The organism is Lachnoanaerobaculum sp. MSX33 (genome assembly GCF_000512995.1).
Classification (GTDB): domain Bacteria; phylum Bacillota; class Clostridia; order Lachnospirales; family Lachnospiraceae; genus Lachnoanaerobaculum.
This window is the reverse complement of record NZ_AZXX01000054.1, coordinates 35504-55408: the sequence shown is the minus strand read 5'-3', so window position 1 is coordinate 55408 and position 19905 is coordinate 35504. Positions and strand designations below refer to the sequence as shown.

Sequence of the window (19905 nt, the reverse complement as noted above, 5' to 3'; positions counted from 1 at the left end):
AAAGACTTATGATTTGTTAAAGTATAGAGATTTTTATAGAACTTGATTGGTATAGGGATGGTAAATGAAAACTTTTTGATATAGTAAATAAAATGTCTGTAAGAGCATGTAGTTGGTAAATTTGATTAATATCTTTGTTAAAAATAAAAATTTAAGTTACTCAAATTTGGGGAAAGCAAGAAGCTATAGCTATGACGGGCTTGGAAACAGGATAGGCTTTAAAGAACATGAAAAAAAGATAAAACTTAATAAATATACTGAAAAATTGTTTTTTCTATGGAATAGGAATGAAAAATTATATTGGTTGGTATATATAATAATTATAAGTGAAAGTATACTTTTTATTGTGGTCTGGGTTCTTTATTTCCTAGGTGATATAAATATTTTGAGAAAATTTTTAAATATATATGTAGGAATATGCTCAATATTTGATACGATACTTGTAATAAAGATTTTGATAAAAAGAGTAAAAGATTATATTACGAGTAAAAATAGATAAATATATTTTAGTATATTGGATCAGTTATGGAGAGATTATGCGGAAGTGATATGAGCAGTATTTGTGTTTTCCGGTGGAACAATGCAATAAGGAGTAAAAGAACAGTAAGAAATTTAAAAGATAAACAGATCGACCAAAGTTGAAAAATTCTTTGCAGAATAGGAGGATTTCATGTCAAGTTTCAGCACTACGGCAATGGTTACTTTTTTAGGATATATACTGCTTTATGGTGTCTGTTGGGGAACAGATAAAACTGATATAGATAAACATAAGAAAAAAATAAAGCTTGATAAGTATACAAGCATATTATTTTTTTTATGGCAAAGGAATGAAAAAGTATATTGGCTAATATATATAATAATAATTACCGAAAGCGTAGTATTTATATTAGTGTGGATATCATACTTCTTAAATGTAGTATTTTTATATAAAATATTAATTGATTTGTACATACGAATATATTTATCCGGAATGGTTGTTCTTGGTGTAATAATTTTAAAGAAAAGAATAAAAGATTTTATAAGTGGTAAAAGCAGATAAAACCAATTAGAATCCCTAAAATATTATATTTCTGTGAGGTATATAATGTCTATGGTATTTCGGAATATATTCAAATTCAAAATATGATGATTTCAGAGAAGTTTAGTATGAAATATATAAGAATAATTGGATCATAGTAGATTAAGGGGATTGTTATGAAGAAAAATATAATAAAAGTATTTATATTTTTGATAATAATTGGAAGTATATATTGCCTTTATACTAAATATAACAAGTATCAGATGTTGAAAGAAATGGATGATAGTATACCTATAGTATTTGCAGCAGAACTTGAAGACGGAAATAAAGGGACTTTTAAGTACAATATAAAAACCGGAGAATATGAAAAAATTTCAGACTACATATTTCAGGAATTATCCTATAGTGATGATTATGAAAAGATTATTGGTGTGATATGGGAGGACAGATTTCAGGGTATAGCAGAACTTGATATGAGGGATTATACATTTAAGCCTATTATAAATATTAGTGATTTAAATAAATGTGTTAAACAATTAGGATTGGAAGAGATTAAGTATGATATTCCGGGAGAGGCAGAGCTTCGTATGCCTAAATACTATAAAGATGGATATACATTTTTTTGGGGTTATTATTCAACACATATATGTTATATAAAACCTGTAAAAAATAATTGGGATATTAGTATTGTTAATAGTGGTAAATTCTTATGTTATTCATATTTCATAAAGGAAGAATATATGGAGAATAAATTGTTTTTAGAAACAGATGAAACGTTGATGAGTAAGAATAAAGATAGAGGGACTATTATTGAAAGAAATATAGGAGAAGATAATAAAGAAGGTATATTAGATATAGAGTTACCGGATCTTCTTGACTCGGATGGACTTATGGATATGCCGGTTGATATGAGCAAGATTGCATATTATGAGGAACCGGAAATATATATTTACAATTTGAATACTGAGAAAAAGAAACATGTGACCAACCAATATTTATTTAATCAGAACATTATAGAATTGAAATTCTCGCCTTATGGAAAATATCTGTTTTATACAGTAGGTGACAATCCATTTTTTGGTGGGAGTTTTTATAGAAGAACTTTTTATCTGGTTGATATAGAATCAGGAAACAAAACAAAGCTGGTTAAATGGAAGACAACAGATATGTTTTATGGAATTGATTGGTAGAGAGGAAGCTTAAGTTACTCAAAATCGGGAAAAGCAAGAACTACAGCTATGACGTGCTTGGAAACAGGATAGGTTTTAAGGAATATGAAAAATAGATAGGCTATGGAGAAGATACCTATTGCACACAGGAACATTTGCATCAATTCGGATATACCGGTTACAGATATTATAATGTAGCTGACACATACTTTGTACAGGCAAGGGAGTATTTGCCGGTTTGGTGGGGAGGACAAGGACTGAATTTTTTAAAATTAGAAAAGTGTAAAAATAAGATGTGTTGGAAAATTTCATAGAAATTATAAAAGGATTGGAATTATCACGACATGAACAGTTAATACCATTTTTACTTGAATGTCTTAGAGATCCAAACTGGCCAATTTTCGAACTGGTAATAAGGGATGCATTACATCTGATTAGGAGAAAATGTTATGAGAAGGACGATAATAAAAGTATGTGCTATTTTAATGGGCATTTTATGTATGTTTTATATGTATAAGGTATATGTCGGTTATCAGATGGTAAAAGGAATAGTAGATCAGCCACCAATAGTATTTTCAGTGCGGTTTAAAAATGGAGACAGAGGAACCTTTAAATATAATATCAAAAATAGAAAATATGAAAGAATTTCAGACTATATATTTCAGGAATTGTCTTATAGTGATGATTATGAAAAGATTATAGGTGTGATATGGGAAGACAGATTTCAGGGGTTGGCAGAACTTGATATGGAAGATTATACATTGAGGCCAATTATATCCCTTAAAGATTTAAATAAATGTGTTAAAGAGGTTAACCTGAAGGAAATTGAATATGATGGTCCGGGAGTTACGCAACTTCGTATGCCAAAATACTATAAAGATGGATATACATTTTTTTGGGGTTACTATTCAACAGCCATTTGCTATATAAGAGAAGAAGATGGAAAGTGGAATATACGAATATTAAATAATACAGATTCTACAGGACATAACTACTTTCTAAAAGAAGAACAGGAAACATTATTCTTGGAAACAGAGAAGCCATTTGTAGAAAATAAAACTGAAACAGGAATTATTATAAAAAAGACAATTGATAAAGATGATGAGATTGTGTTAGTTGATGTTACTGATGAAAATTCTTTTATTGACATGCCGGATGATATGACTAAGATTGTGTATTATAGTGAACCTAAAATCTATATGTATAACCTGGAAACAGATAAAAATAATTATATTAGTAGTCAATTTTTGATTTGGCAACATATGTTATACCTTAAGCTGTCATCGGATGGAAGATATCTATTTTACACAGTTGGGGATATTCCATTTTTCTGGAGTGATTACTATAGGATGAATTTCTTTATAGTGGATACTAAAACCGGAAACAAAGTGAATTTAAATAGGTGGGAGAAAGGAGATAGGTTTTATGGAATTGATTGGTAGTTAGAAGGCAAATAAAAACTCAATATAATAGGACATGATAGAACAGCACAATTTACAAAGTGTATGACTACGGAAATAGCAAAGTCTATACAAGGAAGTGCATATATGGTGATGAATCTTGCTAAAAATAAAATTTAGGGAGTGTGAGACTAAAACGAGTCTCACACTCCCTATTTTGAAGTTATCTATTTCCGGACAACTCCTTTTTAGATTTATAATTTATTTTTTAAGATCTGTTTTATCTTTTGGAAGGACTACATTCAATAGAACAGCCATGATAGTTGCAACAACTACAGGGCTCTTTCCGAAGATAGTAGTAAATTCCGGTGGGAAAGCGGCAAGTGAACCTTGTGCCTGTGATATACCTACACCGAGAGCTACTGAAAGTCCGACAATAGATGTGTTTCTAAAGTCCATCTTCTCTGTGAAGATAAGCTTGATACCTGTCATTGCTATTGAAGCAAATACTGATATTGTAGCACCACCTAGTACACAAACAGGGATAGTAGTAAGCAATGCAGAGAACTTAGGTATAAGACCTGCTATAAGTATTATAATACCTGCAAGTCCAAGTACTGCTCTGTTTATAACCTTTGTTGTTGTTACAATACCTACATTCTGTGAGAATGTAGCTGTAGGAAGTCCGCCAAGTGCGGCACCGAGTATATTTGAGATACCATAACCGATGATACCGCTTCTAAGCTCATCACCTGTAGGAAGTCTGTCCATAGAACCGCTTGTTGTAGCTGATAAATCTCCGATAGCCTGAATAGAGTTTATAGCAAACAAAAGTCCGATTGCTATACAAGCTGCCAGGTCAAACTTTATACCGAAGTGAAGTATCTGAGGCAGTGAGAATACACCTGCACTTGCGACAGATGAGAAGTTGACCATACCAAGCACCAATGCAAGAATATAACCGCAAATCATTGCCACCAATATGGAAGCAAGCTTTAAGATACCTGTAGCAAAGTTGTTGAGTACTATAACAATAATAAGTGTAAAAATTGCTACACCCCAGTTCTTTAAAGAGCCGTAGTCATCTTTTCCAAGACCGCCTGCCATATAGTTTACAGCAACTGAGTAAAGTGAAAGACCGATAGTAAATACTACAGTACCTGTTACAAGCGGTGGGAAAAGCTTCTGAATTTTCTTAACAGAGAAACCTACCAATATAGCAACAATACCACCGACTATCTGAGCTCCAAGTATGGAAGCTACACCCGAAGTTTTCGCAATATCCTGCATAGTAGGAACGTATGCAAAGCTTATACCCATAATAACAGGAAGTTTTGCACCGATTCTAAATGTCTTGGTACCTATACCGAAAAGCTGTAAAAGTGTAGACAATGCGGCAACTACCAAAGCCGCTTGAACCATAAGCACTCTGTCCGGACCTGAAAGCTCAGCAACATTTGATACGATGATAGCAGGTGTTATACATCCTACAATCATTGCAACCACGTGTTGAAGTGCAAGTGGAAGAGCTTCTGAAAACTTTGGGAAACCGTCCAATTCAAATATAGAAGCATACTGCTTCTGGCCTGCATTTGCTGAATTACTCATATTATCAATACCTCCCTGATCAATCTACAATTCTTGTACCTGTCTTACCGTTAATAGCATCTTTAGCTTTTTCGAGCAATGTTATCATTGCAGTTTTGTTTTCACCTGAAGCAGCGAAATCTACTGCGGCAAGTACCTTTGGAAGCATTGATCCCGGAGCGAACTCTCCGTCATCAGCATACTTTAAAGCTTCAGCTGTGCTGAGCTTATCTAACCATTTTTCATTTTCTGTGCCATATCCGATGGCAACCTTTTCAACAGCGGTAAGGATAATAAGTGTATCTGCACCTACATTCTTTGCAAGAAGAGCGGCAGCCGCATCCTTATCGATTACTGCAGGAGCACCTGAAAGATGCTTTCCGTTTGATACTACAGGAATTCCGCCACCACCGCAGCAGATTACAACCTGTCCGTTGTCAGCCATTGACTTAATAGCAGACAACTCAATAATTTCCTGTGGAGCAGGAGAAGCAACAACTCTTCTGTAACCTCTTCCGGCATCCTCTTTTACGATCCAACCTCTGTTTCCTGCAGCTTCAAGAGCTTCATCCTTGCCCATGAACTTTCCGATAGGCTTTGTAGGATTTTCGAATGCTTTATCATTCTCATCTACTCTGATCTGAGTAACAACTGTAGCTATTGGAGGAACTTCAAGATTTCTGTTCATGAATTCCTCACGAAGAGCGTTCTGTATATCATATCCGATATAAGCCTGGCTCATTGCTACACATACTGAAAGTGGTGTTGAATCGGAGTCGGTATTATGTGCGTACTCTGTCATGGCATTGTTTATTACACCAACCTGTGGACCGTTTCCATGAACGATAAGAACCTCATGACCATCTTCGATCAAATCTACGATAGCCTTTGCAGTAGTTTTTACAGCTACCATCTGCTCTTTTAAATTATTACCTAGGGCATTACCACCAAGAGCGATTACAATCTTGCTTTTGAATTTCATATAAATTTCCCCTTAATGTTAGGATATAGTTTATAAAGACAAAGGGGCAGCCAAATATAGCCGCCCCCCTTTTGTATAGGCGATAGATTATCTACCGCCTTATTTACTAAGACTCACTGGCCTTTTTATTTTTCTGAAAAGATTCTGTCCTGTCCACGTGCCTCAAGCTGCTCTAAAACCTTAGCAGGATCTTTGAACTTCTCAAGTAAGATCATAGCAGCGATAACATATGGCTTGAAGCTTGCTTCTTTGTAAAGCGGATCTCTGTATCTGTCAAATACTGAACCGTCAACCTCGCCTTCCTTGCAAGAAACACCTGTGATATCAGCAGGTAAGCAGTGAAGATAAAGAGCCTTACCGTCCTTTGTAAGCTTCATCATCTCTTCTGTACATGCCCAATCCTTGTGCTCTGCATTCTGAGCAAGAAGCTCCTTCTCTAAAGCCTTGATTCCCTCTGAATCGCCCTCTGCATAAAGGTTTGTTCTCTTCTCCATAGCTGCAAAAGGTGCCCATGACTTAGGATAAACGATATCTGCATCCTTGAATGCTTCCTTCATATCGTTTGTGATAGTGAACTTACCGCCACACGCGGCTGCCTGCTCCTCTGCCTTCTTTGCAACCTCAGGCATTACCTCATAACCTTCCGGATGAGCTAAAACAACATCCATACCAAGTCTTGTGAAAAGACCGATAACACCCTGTGGAACTGAAAGAGGCTTACCGTAAGATGGTGAATAAGCCCAGCTCATAGCGATCTTCTTACCCTTAAGGTTCTCGATACCGCCGAACTCATGGATTACATGAAGAGCATCAGCCATACACTGTGTTGGGTGATCGATATCGCACTGAAGGTTTACAAGAGTAGGTCTCTGCTCAAGAACGCCGTCCTTGTATCCTGCCTCAACAGAATCTGCAACTTCGTGCATATATGCATTACCCTTACCGATGTACATATCATCTCTGATACCGATAACGTCAGCCATGAAAGAAATCATGTTAGCTGTCTCACGAACTGTCTCACCGTGAGCGATCTGTGACTTACCCTCGTCAAGATCCTGAACCTCAAGACCTAAAAGGTTACAAGCTGAAGCGAAAGAGAATCTTGTTCTTGTAGAATTATCACGGAAAAGTGATATTCCAAGGCCTGAATCAAATACCTTTGTAGAGATGTTTCTCTGTCTGAGGTCACGAAGTGCATCAGCAACTGTCCATACAGCATTAAGCTCATCATCTGTCTTTTCCCATGTAAGGAAGAAGTCGTTCATGAACATATCCTGTGTTTTGAGGTTCTTTAACTTTTCAACTAAACTCTTGAAATTTGACATTTTTTATTACTCCTTATTTTTAAAGCGCTTTGCGCTTAAAGTTTATATATTTATTTTATAGCTTGTACATAAGTTTAACCCTCCGGGCAGAAGCCCGTAACGTTAAACATAAATATTATTTTAATTAGTCACAGTAGTAAGCAGGAAGAGCTGCATAGAATGCCGCACATGTTACCAAGTCTTTCTTCCATGTGATCTCGTTTGGAGCATGAGCCTGTGCCTCTGCACCAGGTCCGAATCCGATTACAGGGATACCGTTTCTACCCATGATTGAAACACCGTTTGTAGAGAATGTCCACTTGTCAAGAAGCGGTCTTACCTCACGCTCAGGTGTAGTCTTAGCATTACCGATTCTCTTATCACCGAAGAGATCCTTGTAAGCTGCAACAGCACTTGTACAAACTTTGTGATCCTCAGGAAGTACCCAAGTAGGGAAGTAGCACTCGATAGGATATACAACACCTGTAAATGAAGGTCTGTCATAGTTGTACATGCTTACAACTACATCATCACCGTACTTCTTAACTGCAGGAAGCTGTCTGATCTCCTCAAGACATGACTCCCAAGTCTCACCTACAGTCATTCTTCTGTCAAGAGATACTGCACAAGAGTCAGCAACTGCACAACGAGAAGGAGATGTATAGAAGATTTGTGAAGCTGTAACAGTTCCTCTACCAAGGAATCTTGCTTCTTTCCACTGATCATTGTACTTAGGGTTAAGCATCTTTACAAGACCTCTGATGTCTGTAGACTCTGCATCACCGTTGTTGTTAAGTGCACGAACGTCTCTTAAGATATCGGCCATCTTGTAGAGAGCATTGTCACCTCTGTCAGGAGCTGAACCGTGGCAAGAAACACCCTTAACATCGATTCTGATCTCCATACGTCCTCTTTGTCCTCTGTAAAGACCACCGTCTGTAGGCTCTGAAGATACAACGAACTCAGGTCTGATCTTATCCTCATGGTAGATGTACTCCCAGCAAAGACCGTCACAGTCCTCTTCCTGAACTGTACCTACAACCATTACACGATACTTATCGTTAAGAAGACCGAGATCCTTCATAATCTTTGCTGCATATACTGCAGAAACTGTTCCACCGAGCTGATCTGAAACACCACGACCACCGATTTCTTCCTCGTCCTCAAATCCCTCATATGGATCAAAGTTCCAGTTGTCGATGTTTCCGATACCTACTGTATCGATATGTCCGTCAAATGCGATAAGAGTCTTGCCTGATCCCATGAATCCCATAACATTTCCCTGTGGATCAACTTTAACTTCATCAAAGCCTACTTTTTCCATCTCAGCTTTGATTGTAGCAACGTGAGCAGCCTCGTCAGATGACTCGCCCGGATTAGCAACTATAGCACGAAGAAAAGCTGTCATATCAGCCTTGTAGCCTTCAGCTAAAGATTTAATCTTCTCTAACTCTTCTTTTGATAATTTACCCATTGTATTGTTCCTCCTTCAATATATAACTATCTTATCTTTCCTTAGCTTCCCAGATAATATTTCTCCAACGTTGTGGATCAGTGTCACCCTCAGTTGAGAAGAGTAATACCTTAGAATCCTTGGTTAAGTTTAGTTTCTCTCTAAGCTCCTTGTACTCATCATCCATCATGATAGTAGCGAGTGCACCGAACGGAGCGGCTCCCGACTCACCTGAAAGAACCTGAGTATCTCCCTTTAAAGGAGCGTTAAGCATACGCATACCTCTTGCAGCTACGATATCCTCAGCAGCTATAAAGCATGTCACATGATTCTTTAATATGTCCCAAGATGTGATATTCGGCTCACCGCAAGCAAGACCTGCCATGATTGTATCCATATCTCCATCTACTATTCTTATATCACCGTCAGCAGCCTTTGCACCCTTGTAAAGACAAGCTGCAGCCTCAGCCTCAACAACTACCATGACAGGTGGGTTCTCTTTGTACTTATTAGCAAAGTAACCAACCATTGCACCTGCAAGTGAACCTACACCTGCCTGAACAAATACATGAGTAGGTCTCTCGGCAAACTGAGCATCAGCCTCAAGTGCCATAGTACCGTATCCTTGCATAATCCATGCAGGAATCTTCTCATAGCCTTCCCAAGCTGTATCCTGAACCACAACACCGTGCTCAACACCGGCAGCAAGCTTTGCAGCCTCACGAACGCACTCATCATAGTTTACATCGGAAATCCAAGCATCAGCACCCTCAGCCTTGATGTTGTTAAGTCTTGTCTCAGTTGAACCCTTAGGCATGATGATTACCGATTTTTGGTGCAACTTATTTGCTGCCCAAGCTACTCCACGACCATGGTTACCATCTGTAGCAGAGAAGAATGTAGCAGGTTTGAATTTCTTTGCAAACTCGTCGGATGTAAGAACTGAATAAGGTAGTTCAGATACATCTACATTCATTTCATCAGCTATGTACTTAGCGATAGCATATGAACCGCCAAGAACCTTAAATGCGTTCAAACCGAATCTGTAAGACTCATCCTTTACCTTTACTGTTCCTAATCCAAGGAATTCAGCCATTTCCTTTAAATCAGCCAATGGTGTTTGAGTATACTGAGGAAAGCTCTCATGGAATGCTTTCGCTTTTGTTACTTCTTCCACAGACATTATCGGAAGATTGGCATCCTCTGTTTTGGGCATATTATTTAAGACCCATTTTAGTTGTGACATGAAATTTTAAACCTCCTAAATTGTTTAGCAAAAATGCTATTATTCATTAACTGTCTTAGCCTGTTCAATGTAGCTATACAGTGTGAATTTACTAATTCCAAAAAATTGAGAAATCTTGTCCCCGGACTTAGTGATGAGAAAAGCACCGGCATCCTGTAAAAATTTAATAGCCTTAATCTTTTCATCCTTTGTCATAAGGGCAGGTGTCTTTCCTACAATCCTTACGCTTTGTTCTATCAGATTTTCAAGCAAATCATTTACACTAAGTGGGATTTGTCCATAAACGTCTTCCTCGGCAGCTTCAAAATTCTCAACTATATTTGAGAGTGTTGCCTGAGCATTTATGAAATTTGTCATATCATGGTTTATACCAAGAATAAATCTGTATTTACCGGTTTCATCCTTTAAGAATACGGAGGAAGATTTTAATATCCTGCCGTCGGTGGTATGAGTCTTATAGCCGAGGTGATCACTTACGTTTTCACCATTTTTCAAAGCCTCAAGAGTACCCAGAACTATCTTTGAAGCACCGTCACCGATTTTTCTTCCCGTTACATGACCATTAATGATATAGCAAATAGTGTGTTCCAGATCGTCAGCTTGTAAATCATGAATACAGACCTCACAGTCATTGCCGAAATGTCTGGCTATACCATGAGCAATCATTACCAAAGATTCTAAAGTCAAATCATCTCTTTTCATAAAATTCACTATTGCCATTCCTTTATTATTTGAATACCTAAAATTTTTTTAGGTATCTATAATATAGCACCTTTAACATAGCAAATCAATAGCAAACTAAAAAAAATTTAGATAAACAAAAATATTGTAAGAACACATAAAAAATAAGGGATTTAGTTGAATTTATACAGTTAAAGGTGATTGAAGATTAAATGACAAAAAATAAGCAACAAATATTTAAATAAATAGTATATAAATTTTAACTGTACATATTTAGGTGAAGAAAATATAATAATAGACATAATAAACAAAGGAGGAAATACTTACGAAGAGGTTTATAATAGTGCTTTCCTGCCTTTTCCTGGCCGGGTGCGGCAGTGCCGGTAAAGCTGATAATGAAAAGACAGTTGCTGAAAGCAAAATAGCAAACGAGAGTAATATAAATGAGAACGGTACAGAGGAAACGACAGAGAGTGAATCTGTAAAAAAGGACGGAGATATAGACTATGACCTGACAGTCATGGGAGCGGATATGGTCTATGCCACAGTATATCAGATGATGATAGACCCCAAGTCATATATAGGCAAGAGCTTTAAAATAAGAGGAAACTATTATTCTTCATACAGCAATGATAAAGATGTATACTATCATTTCTGTATGATAAAAGATGCGGCGGCATGTTGTGCACAGGGATTGGAAATTCTTTGGGCGGATGAAAAAATGAACAGACATGAAAACTGTCCTGAAGAAGATACTCTTGTTACTGTGGAAGGTGTATTTGAGACTTATGAAGAAGGCCCTAATACATATGGAAGAATAAAAGATGCGAAGATAGTGGAAGAGTAAGTATAAAACCGGGATTGTCAATACAGTTTGACTCTCCCGGTTGTTTTTATGATTTGCTCTGTCTTAACGATTTAAAAAAGGAGGTAAGCATACCGGAACATTCTTCATGAAGGGGACCTGATATAAGTTCTACTTCCGTTTTGTGATTGAAGCCGTCTGTTTGCAAAATATTTATAATGGAACCGGCACATCCGGCTTTCGGATTCATGGCGCCGAGAACAACTTTTTTTATTCTGGACTGGACTATCGCACCTGCACACATCGGGCAGGGCTCAAGGGTGATATACATGGTGCAATCTTCAAGCCTCCAATCTCCAAGCTTTTTACAGCCTTTTTTTATTGCAATAATTTCAGCATGTGAGAGTGTACTTTTGTCCTTGTTTCTTCTATTATATCCCCTTGCTATTATCTTATCTTCAAAAACAATAATACAGCCTATAGGAACATCACCTATATCACCGGCTTTCTTTGCCTGCTTTATGGCTTCTTTTAAAAAATATTCATCTCTATTCATAAATTCCCTTTATAAGACACAAAAAATTAACACTTTAGGTTTATAATTATAAAACTACAAAACTGTTAGAAAATATTCATTTTTTTATATTAAAACAAATGGTATAATATAAACAGTTACATTTTAAACTAAATCAAAATAAAAATTAAGTCAAGATATAAAGGTGGAACAATGGAATTAATATTGGTATGTGATGACGACAGAGAGATAGTAGACGCAATAAAAATCTATCTTTCAGGGGAGGGCTTTGAAGTACTTACAGCCTATGACGGTGAAGAAGCGGTAAAATTGATGGCAAAACACAGAGTTGATTTGCTTATAATAGATATCATGATGCCTGTACTGGACGGAATAAGAGCTACGATGAAGATAAGAGAGAACAGCACAGTGCCTATTATAATGCTTTCGGCAAAATCTGAGGATGCAGATAAGATTTTAGGACTGAATATCGGTGCGGATGATTATCTTACAAAGCCTTTTAACCCTCTTGAGCTTGTTGCAAGAGTAAAGAGTCAGCTTAGAAGATATAAAAAACTTGGAAATATGTCTGTGCCTGAGTCACAAAAGGTTGTTGTAGGTGATCTTGAAATTGACGATGAGACCAAGGAAGTTACAATTGCAGGAGAACTGATAAAGCTTACACCTATAGAGTACAATATACTCTTACTTCTTGCAAAGAATGCAGGAAAGGTGTTCTCTATTGATGAAATATATGAGCAGATTTGGAATGAAGAGGCTATCGGAGCCGACAATACGGTTGCTGTACATATAAGACATATAAGAGAAAAGATAGAGTTAAACCCTAAGGAGCCAAGATACTTAAAAGTGGTTTGGGGAGTCGGATATAAGATAGAAAAACAAAGCTGATATGGATAAGAATACATTTTTATCAAAAAGCAGGATGAAAGTATGGGTAACCATATTACATATAGCGGCTTTCATAGTTTTTGTTATAGGTATTTCAATTATTTATTGTAATGAAAATTTTAATAGGGGTCTGCTGTGGATCAATGCGGAGAAGTATGATGATTCGCCGGCATTCAGAACACAGTTTGACTCCGATATTTCATTGCTTTTTTCGTATGCAAATTTAAAGGATATCTTTGAAACGGACGGGAAATTTGACATAAATAAGGATGTATTCGGTCTGAATATGGGCCCAAGCAATGATGTGGATTTTACTGTAGGTGCAATAATAGAATATGCCAAGAGACATGGATTTTATATAGATGAGCATTTTCAGGTCAGTATTGTAGATCAAAGCCTGGTAAATCAGATAGAAGATACATCATATTTTGTTAATTACAGAACATATGCGGATACCTCAGGTCTTGTGGAACCGGGTGATGCATATATAAGTATGAAGACAATTATAACGGAGAGTCTTGTTTTGCTGTCAAAATACTACAATGCCTATGAAAGATTTATTCTCACCCCTTCAAATTTCAGATACAGACTCGAGTATGGTGATACTGTATATACAAATGACAGAACGCTTAATATTAAGAGTGTTTATGAATACGGAAAGTATGCAATAGCGTCTTCTCAGGGGATGATGGTTGACACTAATCTAAGTGAAATACCGAAAGAGTTGTCGTATCAGGCGGAAAAACTTACAGATAAACTGCCGAAGCCTTATAAGGTATATATCGCAGTGAATACCGTATACACCGCAACGGATACATATGCTTTAGCTAATGTGAATTATTTGAGGCAGAGGAGAGCATACTCTATAGGATTGGTATCGGCTACAGTAGGCCTTATTTTGATGGTTTTAAGTATGGCTTATCTTCTTATTTTCAGCGGTCACAGTGAGGGTAAGAAGGGCATAAAAATAAATAAGCTTTTTGATATTATACCGGTTGAAGTGAAAATTCTTTTGCTGACCTTCGGAATAGTTTTAGTTTTTGCCTCAAACAATTTTATAGGTCAGAAAGTATTACATATTTATATAGAAAAAAAACATTGGAATTTTGCAAATCAGATGCTGAATTACGCTTCTGTTTATATTGTTGCATTACCCATTGTATTTTCAATTGTAAGAGAGTATAAGGCCGGACTTTTGTGGAAAAACTCATACACAAAAGTGATTAAGGAAAGTTTTTCCGTATATATGTTAAAAAGAAGTTTTAAGAAAAAATGGGGATCGAATTTCCTTGTTTTGATGCTTGTGGATTTTATTGCGGTTACATTATTCCTTGTAACAACTATAAATGAAAAGAGACTTCTTGGAAGATTGATGATATTTATCTGCTTTATTATATTTTTAGTTATAAACTTTATTATATTTAATAAGATTTATAAAACGGCTATAGCTTTTGACAGTATTGCGGAAGCTATAAAAGAGATTGCAAGCGGCGATACCAGATACAGACTTAATGAGGATGAGTTTGCCGGAAGAGAGGCAAGTGTTGTAAAGGATCTCAACAATATAAGTAAGGGACTTCAGGGAGCGATAAACGATCAGGTAAAGAGCGAAAGATTAAAAGCCGATTTGATAACCAATGTGTCACATGATATCAAGACACCGCTCACTTCAATAATAAATTATGTCGATCTTATAAAGAGAGAAAAACCTGAAAATGCCAAAATACAGGAGTATTTGGATATACTATCCGTAAAATCACAGCATTTAAAGAACCTGACTGAAGATCTGGTGGAGGCAAGTAAGGTCTCAAGCGGAAATATATCAGTAGATCTAAGGGATATTGATCTTGTAGAGATGATAAACCAGACAAACGGAGAGTTTGAAGAAAAGTTCAGTGAAAAAGGACTGTCAATTATTTCAAATACTCCTTCAAGCGGAGTAATGATAAAGGCCGACGGAAGACATCTTTGGAGAGTTTTGGAAAATCTTTATAATAACGCTTTCAAGTATGCGGCTAAGAATTCAAGAATTTATATTGATATTATTTCAGATAATACCGGAGCAACATTCGTTATAAAAAACATATCTGAAAATCCGCTAAATATAAGACCTGATGAGCTTACAGAAAGATTTGTAAGAGGTGATGTATCAAGAACCACTGAAGGCAGCGGACTTGGGCTTTCTATAGCAAAGTCTTTGACAATACTGCAAGGCGGAAAGTTTGATATAATTATAGATGGTGATCTTTTCAAAGTTCAAATAAAATTTGAAAAAGTAGCATAAAGATTGGTATATGGTTAGATTGAATACAATCTAACCATATATTTACGTTGACATTTAGCACTCAAGGTGATATAGTGCTAACAACAACCCCTTAAAACCGGTTGGATAAAAGTAAACAAGGTTGATTACATTATCAAAAAAAGGAGGTAATATGATAGATGATCCCAAAAACAGAAGGCCGTTTTTGTATTATTATTTTATAGTCTTGATAATAATGACGGCAATAAACTTTATGGTACTTCCGTTTATAAAGGAAGGGCAGATAAAGCAGGTAGACTATGGTACATTTATGATCATGACTGAGAATAAAGAGATTTCGAAAGTTGATATACAGACAAATCAAATTCTTTTTACAGGAAGCAATGATAAGACGGTATATAAGACGGGACTTATGAATGATCCGGGACTCACAGACAGACTGCATAATGCAGGAGTACAGTTTTCAAGTGAAATAGTCAGAAAAGATTCACCTTTTGTGGATGCGCTTTTGAGCTGGATTATTCCGCTGGCATTATTCTATTTTCTTTGGAACAGAATTTCAAAAAGAATGTTTGATAAAAACAGTGCAAACTCTTTGATGTTTGGGAATATGGGCAAATCCGGTGCCAAAGTATATGTTAAGTCTTCAGAAGGAATTAAATTTGGAGATGTGGCAGGTGAGGATGAAGCTAAGGAAAATCTTACCGAGATAGTTGATTACTTACATGATCCGAGTAAGTACAAGGATATAGGTGCTTCAATGCCTAAGGGTATCCTTCTTGTAGGCCCTCCTGGAACAGGTAAGACAATGCTTGCAAAGGCTGTAGCCGGTGAGGCGAATGTTCCTTTCTTCTCAATGTCGGGTTCCGAGTTTGTTGAGATGTTTGTAGGTATGGGTGCTTCAAAGGTAAGAGACCTTTTCAAACAGGCAAAGGAAAAAGCGCCATGTATAGTTTTTATTGATGAGATAGATGCTATAGGTAAGAAAAGAGACGGACAGATAGGCGGAAATGATGAGAGAGAGCAGACTCTCAATCAGCTTTTGACGGAAATGGACGGTTTTGAGGGTAATTCAGGTGTTATGATTTTGGCGGCCACCAACAGACCTGATGCGCTTGATCCGGCGCTTACAAGGCCGGGCAGATTTGACAGAAGAGTACCTGTAGAACTTCCGGACTTAAAGGGTAGAGAGGAAATACTCAAAGTTCATGCTAAGAAGATAAAGATTGCGGATGATGTTGATTTTAAGCTGATTGCAAGAATGGCTTCAGGTGCTTCGGGTGCTGAGCTTGCAAATATTATAAACGAGGCTGCACTGAGAGCGGTCAGAGATAAAAGAAAGTTTGTAAATCAGTCCGATCTTGAAGAAAGTATTGAGGTTGTTATTGCAGGCTATCAAAAGAAAAATTCCATTCTGACGGATGCCGAGAAGTGGAGAGTGTCATACCATGAGGTTGGACATGCGCTTGTAGCCGCAAAGCAGACCAATTCGGCACCGGTTACCAAGATAACCATTATTCCGAGAACTTCGGGAGCACTCGGATATACCATGCAGGTGGATGAGGGTAATCACTATCTGATGACAAAGAGTGAACTTGAAAATAAGATTGCCACTCTTACAGGCGGAAGAGCGGCAGAGGAAGTGGTATTTGGAGATGTTTCCACAGGAGCTTCTAATGATATAGAGCAGGCTACAAAACTTGCAAGAGCTATGATTACCAGATACGGAATGAGTAAAGACTTTGATATGGTTGCACTTGAGACGGTTACCAACAGGTATCTCGGAGGTGATACTTCTTTGGCGGCTTCGGCTGAGACTGCCGCTGTTATAGACAAACAGGTAGTGGCCTTGGTAAAAGCTCAGCACGAGAAGGCTGCACAGATACTTATGGAAAACAGAGAAAAACTTGAAGAAATATCTCATTTCCTGTATGAGAAGGAAACTATCACAGGTGATGAGTTTATGGAGATATTAAACAGATAATATATGGAAAAATTAAAAGAGATTCGATTTGTCTAAAAATACTTTGTATTATACAGTTTATGAATAAAGAGAGGTATGGCTGAAAAGTCGTATCTCTTTTTTATGTTGAATGCTATAAAAATATAAAAACATACATTAATTTTAAAATTGTGGCTTACTTTTAGTTTACATTTTTTATAACGGTGTTATAATAACAGTGTTATAAGAAATGGGGAGGCTTATGAAAGATACAGATATTGAATTAAAAATACTTGAAATTGCAAAAAAAGAGTTTATGGAGCAGGGATATATGAATGCTTCCATGAGAGTTATTGCTGAAAAATCAGGATGTACTACGGGAATGCTGTATAGCAGATTTGTCGATAAGAACAAGATTTTCAGTATTCTGGTAAAAGAGGGGGCGGATAAACTTCTAAACGGATTTAAAAACAAGTTGGATTTGTTCGGAAGTTCCACCCCTAAAGAACAGATATCTTCCATGCACAGTTTTTCGGAGCAGGGAATGGAGGAAATAATGGATATAATATATGAATACTTTGACAGCTTTAAGCTGATAATATGCTATGGTTTCGGTTCAAGTTATGAGCATTATGTAGACAATCTTGTAGATATGGAGGTGGAAAGCAGCATTAAATTTATGGATGTGCTTAGGGAAGAGGGCTATATTGTTCGGAATATAAGAGTGGATTTGTGTCATATGTTGGCAAGCTCTTTATTAAACGGAATCTTTGAGACCGTTGCACATGATTTTGACAAAGATGATGCCATAGAATATGTAAACAGTTTGCAGGATTTTTTTGCAGCCGGCTGGGACAGATTACTTGGATTAAAACATGAGAAGGAGAATTGAGTATGAAGAAAAGATATGATTTTACATGGTTAAAAAATATCATTAAACAAAAAAGGGGATGGTATATTATATCTGTAAGTGCGGCAATACTTGGAGTATTTTTTGCGATGGCGCCTTATTTTATAATAGGCAATATAATGGTAAATCTTTTGGAGGGAGTAAAGGATTATTCCATATACCTTAATTTATGTCTAGTCATAACGATTGTTTGGCTTTTTAGGATATTATTTCATAATATATCAACATTTATTTCGCATAAAATAACTTTTGCAATGTTGGGAGACATAAGAAAAAATCTCTGTGAAAAACTTTATAAACTTCCATTGGGATATGTAAAGGATATTCCGTCAGGTTCACTAAAAAATATCATAGTTGAAAGAGTTGACAGCATGGAAATCACCCTCGCACATATGATACCCGAGCTTACAGCCAATATTTTAGGACCTGTATGTATAGTGATTTATTTGTTTTTCCTGGATTGGAGAATGGCATTGGCATCCCTTATAACTGTTCCGGTGGGTATAATTGCCTATATGGGAATGTTTAAAAATATGGATGAAAGATATAATAATACCATAGTAAAAACAAAAGTGCTAAATGATACCGCAGTGGAATATATCAACGGTATCGAGGTAATAAAGGTATTTGGAAAAGCGCAGAGTTCCTATGATAAATTTGTGCTGGCTGCCAAGGAGGGAGCTGATTGCTTTATAGAATGGATGAGGGCATGTATCTGGTATTCGTCTACGGCAATGTCTTTGCTGCCTGCAACCTTGGTAGGAATTTTGCCGATAGGAGTGTATCTTTATAATAAGGGCAGCCTTTTAGGTCCGGTATTTGTACTTATCATTATACTTTCTTTTGGAATCGTGGCACCTCTTATTACATGTTCGGCTTTTGCCGAGGATCTTGCCAAGGTAGGCACTATTATGTCTGAAATCAGCAGTGTGATGGAAGAAAAAGATATGGAAAGACCTAAAGATTTCAATCGCAAGTTAGGAAATGCTGATGTAGAGCTTAGGGCTGTTCGTTTCGGCTATCATAAAAAAGAAGTTTTGCATGGTATCGATATGAAAATAGATGACGGAAATGTGGTGGCACTTGTAGGTCCAAGCGGAAGCGGAAAGTCCACAATAGCAAAGCTTATAGCAGGTCTGTGGGATACAGGTGAGGGAAATATTTTAATAGGTGGAATAAATACAAAGGAAATACCCTTAGATGTGCAAAATAAATTTATAGCCTATGTATCACAGGACAATTATTTATTTGATTTGAATATAAGAGAGAATATAAGGCTTGGAAATCCGAAGGCAAGTGATAAAGAAGTGGAAGAGATTGCTAAAAAAAGCGGATGTCATGATTTTATAATGAATCTGAGTGACGGATATGAAACTGTTGTAGGAGGTGCAGGCGGACATCTATCAGGTGGTGAAAGGCAGAGAATTTCCATAGCAAGGGCGATGTTAAAGGATGCAAAGCTTATAATCCTGGATGAAGCTACCGCATATACCGATCCTGAAAATGAGGCATTGATACAATCAGCTGTGGCAAAGCTGTCACAGAATAAAACAATGATTGTGATAGCTCACAGATTAAGTACTATAAAGGATGTGGATAAAATATATGTGATAAATGACGGAAAAGTGGAAGCTGCAAATACTCATGATGAACTATTAAAGAGCAGTAAGCTTTATAAAGATATGTGGGAAGCACATATAGAAGTAAAAGACAGGGCATAGG

Annotated in this window: 17 protein-coding genes; 10 read left to right on the top strand and 7 right to left on the bottom strand. The window is 36.7% G+C overall.

Annotated features, from left to right (window positions below):
- Positions 1 to 211: 211 nt before the first annotated feature.
- The 4 genes from HMPREF1495_RS04955 (at position 212) to HMPREF1495_RS04940 (ending at position 3629) form a co-directional block, all read left to right on the top strand.
- Entirely contained in the window at positions 212 to 499 is a 288-nt protein-coding gene (locus HMPREF1495_RS04955; RefSeq protein ID WP_156912979.1) for a hypothetical protein, read from the top strand.
- A gap of 171 nt (positions 500 to 670) precedes the next feature.
- Positions 671 to 1039: a hypothetical protein gene (locus HMPREF1495_RS04950; protein WP_034212566.1), complete on the top strand. Its 369-nt coding sequence runs from the start codon at positions 671 to 673 to the stop codon at positions 1037 to 1039.
- A 155-nt stretch (positions 1040 to 1194) separates the two neighbouring features.
- Positions 1195 to 2208, top strand: coding sequence for a hypothetical protein (locus HMPREF1495_RS04945; RefSeq protein WP_034212564.1), 1014 nt, complete (start codon positions 1195 to 1197; stop codon positions 2206 to 2208).
- A gap of 428 nt (positions 2209 to 2636) precedes the next feature.
- Entirely contained in the window at positions 2637 to 3629 is a 993-nt protein-coding gene (locus HMPREF1495_RS04940; RefSeq protein WP_034212563.1) for a hypothetical protein, read from the top strand.
- A gap of 219 nt (positions 3630 to 3848) precedes the next feature.
- On the opposite strand, the gene HMPREF1495_RS04935 is transcribed toward HMPREF1495_RS04940, so the two are convergent.
- The 6 genes from HMPREF1495_RS04935 to HMPREF1495_RS04910 all read right to left on the bottom strand — a co-directional run bounded on the left by HMPREF1495_RS04935 (position 3849) and on the right by HMPREF1495_RS04910 (position 10861).
- The gene (locus tag HMPREF1495_RS04935) at positions 3849 to 5195 is read right to left on the bottom strand and encodes a uracil-xanthine permease family protein (RefSeq protein WP_007595639.1); all 1347 of its coding nucleotides are present in this window, start codon (positions 5193 to 5195) and stop codon (positions 3849 to 3851) included.
- A gap of 19 nt (positions 5196 to 5214) precedes the next feature.
- Entirely contained in the window at positions 5215 to 6156 is a 942-nt protein-coding gene (arcC, locus tag HMPREF1495_RS04930) for a carbamate kinase (protein ID WP_034212561.1), read from the bottom strand.
- 125 nt (positions 6157 to 6281) lie between these two features.
- Positions 6282 to 7481: a knotted carbamoyltransferase YgeW gene (gene ygeW / locus HMPREF1495_RS04925; protein WP_034212560.1), complete on the bottom strand. Its 1200-nt coding sequence runs from the start codon at positions 7479 to 7481 to the stop codon at positions 6282 to 6284.
- A gap of 124 nt (positions 7482 to 7605) precedes the next feature.
- On the bottom strand, positions 7606 to 8934 hold the full coding sequence (locus HMPREF1495_RS04920; protein ID WP_007595644.1) for a YgeY family selenium metabolism-linked hydrolase: 1329 nt from the start codon (positions 8932 to 8934) through the stop codon (positions 7606 to 7608).
- A 31-nt stretch (positions 8935 to 8965) separates the two neighbouring features.
- On the bottom strand, positions 8966 to 10159 hold the full coding sequence (dpaL, locus tag HMPREF1495_RS04915; protein WP_007595645.1) for a diaminopropionate ammonia-lyase: 1194 nt from the start codon (positions 10157 to 10159) through the stop codon (positions 8966 to 8968).
- A 39-nt stretch (positions 10160 to 10198) separates the two neighbouring features.
- Positions 10199 to 10861, bottom strand: coding sequence for a helix-turn-helix transcriptional regulator (locus tag HMPREF1495_RS04910; RefSeq protein ID WP_034212572.1), 663 nt, complete (start codon positions 10859 to 10861; stop codon positions 10199 to 10201).
- A gap of 322 nt (positions 10862 to 11183) precedes the next feature.
- Between HMPREF1495_RS04910 and HMPREF1495_RS04905 the strand changes: the two genes are divergently transcribed.
- On the top strand, positions 11184 to 11687 hold the full coding sequence (locus tag HMPREF1495_RS04905) for a hypothetical protein (protein ID WP_034212558.1): 504 nt from the start codon (positions 11184 to 11186) through the stop codon (positions 11685 to 11687).
- A gap of 46 nt (positions 11688 to 11733) precedes the next feature.
- Here the strand turns inward: HMPREF1495_RS04905 and tadA are convergent, their stop codons facing one another.
- Positions 11734 to 12201: a tRNA adenosine(34) deaminase TadA gene (gene tadA / locus HMPREF1495_RS04900; protein ID WP_034212557.1), complete on the bottom strand. Its 468-nt coding sequence runs from the start codon at positions 12199 to 12201 to the stop codon at positions 11734 to 11736.
- Between the two features lie 171 nt (positions 12202 to 12372).
- On the opposite strand from tadA, the gene HMPREF1495_RS04895 reads away from it, so the two are divergent.
- The 5 genes from HMPREF1495_RS04895 to HMPREF1495_RS04875 all read left to right on the top strand — a co-directional run bounded on the left by HMPREF1495_RS04895 (position 12373) and on the right by HMPREF1495_RS04875 (position 19904).
- Positions 12373 to 13068, top strand: coding sequence for a response regulator transcription factor (locus HMPREF1495_RS04895; RefSeq protein ID WP_007595650.1), 696 nt, complete (start codon positions 12373 to 12375; stop codon positions 13066 to 13068).
- A gap of 1 nt (position 13069) precedes the next feature.
- Entirely contained in the window at positions 13070 to 15352 is a 2283-nt protein-coding gene (locus HMPREF1495_RS04890) for a sensor histidine kinase (RefSeq protein WP_034212555.1), read from the top strand.
- A gap of 151 nt (positions 15353 to 15503) precedes the next feature.
- Positions 15504 to 17315, top strand: a complete 1812-nt coding sequence (gene ftsH / locus HMPREF1495_RS04885; protein ID WP_034212553.1) for an ATP-dependent zinc metalloprotease FtsH — start codon at positions 15504 to 15506, stop codon at positions 17313 to 17315.
- A gap of 220 nt (positions 17316 to 17535) precedes the next feature.
- On the top strand, positions 17536 to 18165 hold the full coding sequence (locus HMPREF1495_RS04880; protein WP_034212551.1) for a TetR/AcrR family transcriptional regulator: 630 nt from the start codon (positions 17536 to 17538) through the stop codon (positions 18163 to 18165).
- A 2-nt stretch (positions 18166 to 18167) separates the two neighbouring features.
- The gene (locus HMPREF1495_RS04875) at positions 18168 to 19904 is read left to right on the top strand and encodes an ABC transporter ATP-binding protein (RefSeq protein ID WP_034212548.1); all 1737 of its coding nucleotides are present in this window, start codon (positions 18168 to 18170) and stop codon (positions 19902 to 19904) included.
- The last annotated feature ends 1 nt before the right edge of the window (position 19905 follow it).

Coding starts and splice junctions, on each gene's coding strand:
- HMPREF1495_RS04950 (WP_034212566.1), top strand. CDS start 671: ATGTCAAGTTTCAGCACTACGGCAATGGTTACTTTTTTAGGATATATA.
- HMPREF1495_RS04945 (WP_034212564.1), top strand. CDS start 1,195: ATGAAGAAAAATATAATAAAAGTATTTATATTTTTGATAATAATTGGA.
- HMPREF1495_RS04940 (WP_034212563.1), top strand. CDS start 2,637: ATGAGAAGGACGATAATAAAAGTATGTGCTATTTTAATGGGCATTTTA.
- HMPREF1495_RS04935 (WP_007595639.1), bottom strand. CDS start 5,195: ATGAGTAATTCAGCAAATGCAGGCCAGAAGCAGTATGCTTCTATATTT.
- arcC (WP_034212561.1), bottom strand. CDS start 6,156: ATGAAATTCAAAAGCAAGATTGTAATCGCTCTTGGTGGTAATGCCCTA.
- ygeW (WP_034212560.1), bottom strand. CDS start 7,481: ATGTCAAATTTCAAGAGTTTAGTTGAAAAGTTAAAGAACCTCAAAACA.
- HMPREF1495_RS04920 (WP_007595644.1), bottom strand. CDS start 8,934: ATGGGTAAATTATCAAAAGAAGAGTTAGAGAAGATTAAATCTTTAGCT.
- dpaL (WP_007595645.1), bottom strand. CDS start 10,159: ATGTCACAACTAAAATGGGTCTTAAATAATATGCCCAAAACAGAGGAT.
- HMPREF1495_RS04910 (WP_034212572.1), bottom strand. CDS start 10,861: ATGAAAAGAGATGATTTGACTTTAGAATCTTTGGTAATGATTGCTCAT.
- tadA (WP_034212557.1), bottom strand. CDS start 12,201: ATGAATAGAGATGAATATTTTTTAAAAGAAGCCATAAAGCAGGCAAAG.
- HMPREF1495_RS04895 (WP_007595650.1), top strand. CDS start 12,373: ATGGAATTAATATTGGTATGTGATGACGACAGAGAGATAGTAGACGCA.
- HMPREF1495_RS04890 (WP_034212555.1), top strand. CDS start 13,070: ATGGATAAGAATACATTTTTATCAAAAAGCAGGATGAAAGTATGGGTA.
- ftsH (WP_034212553.1), top strand. CDS start 15,504: ATGATAGATGATCCCAAAAACAGAAGGCCGTTTTTGTATTATTATTTT.
- HMPREF1495_RS04880 (WP_034212551.1), top strand. CDS start 17,536: ATGAAAGATACAGATATTGAATTAAAAATACTTGAAATTGCAAAAAAA.
- HMPREF1495_RS04875 (WP_034212548.1), top strand. CDS start 18,168: ATGAAGAAAAGATATGATTTTACATGGTTAAAAAATATCATTAAACAA.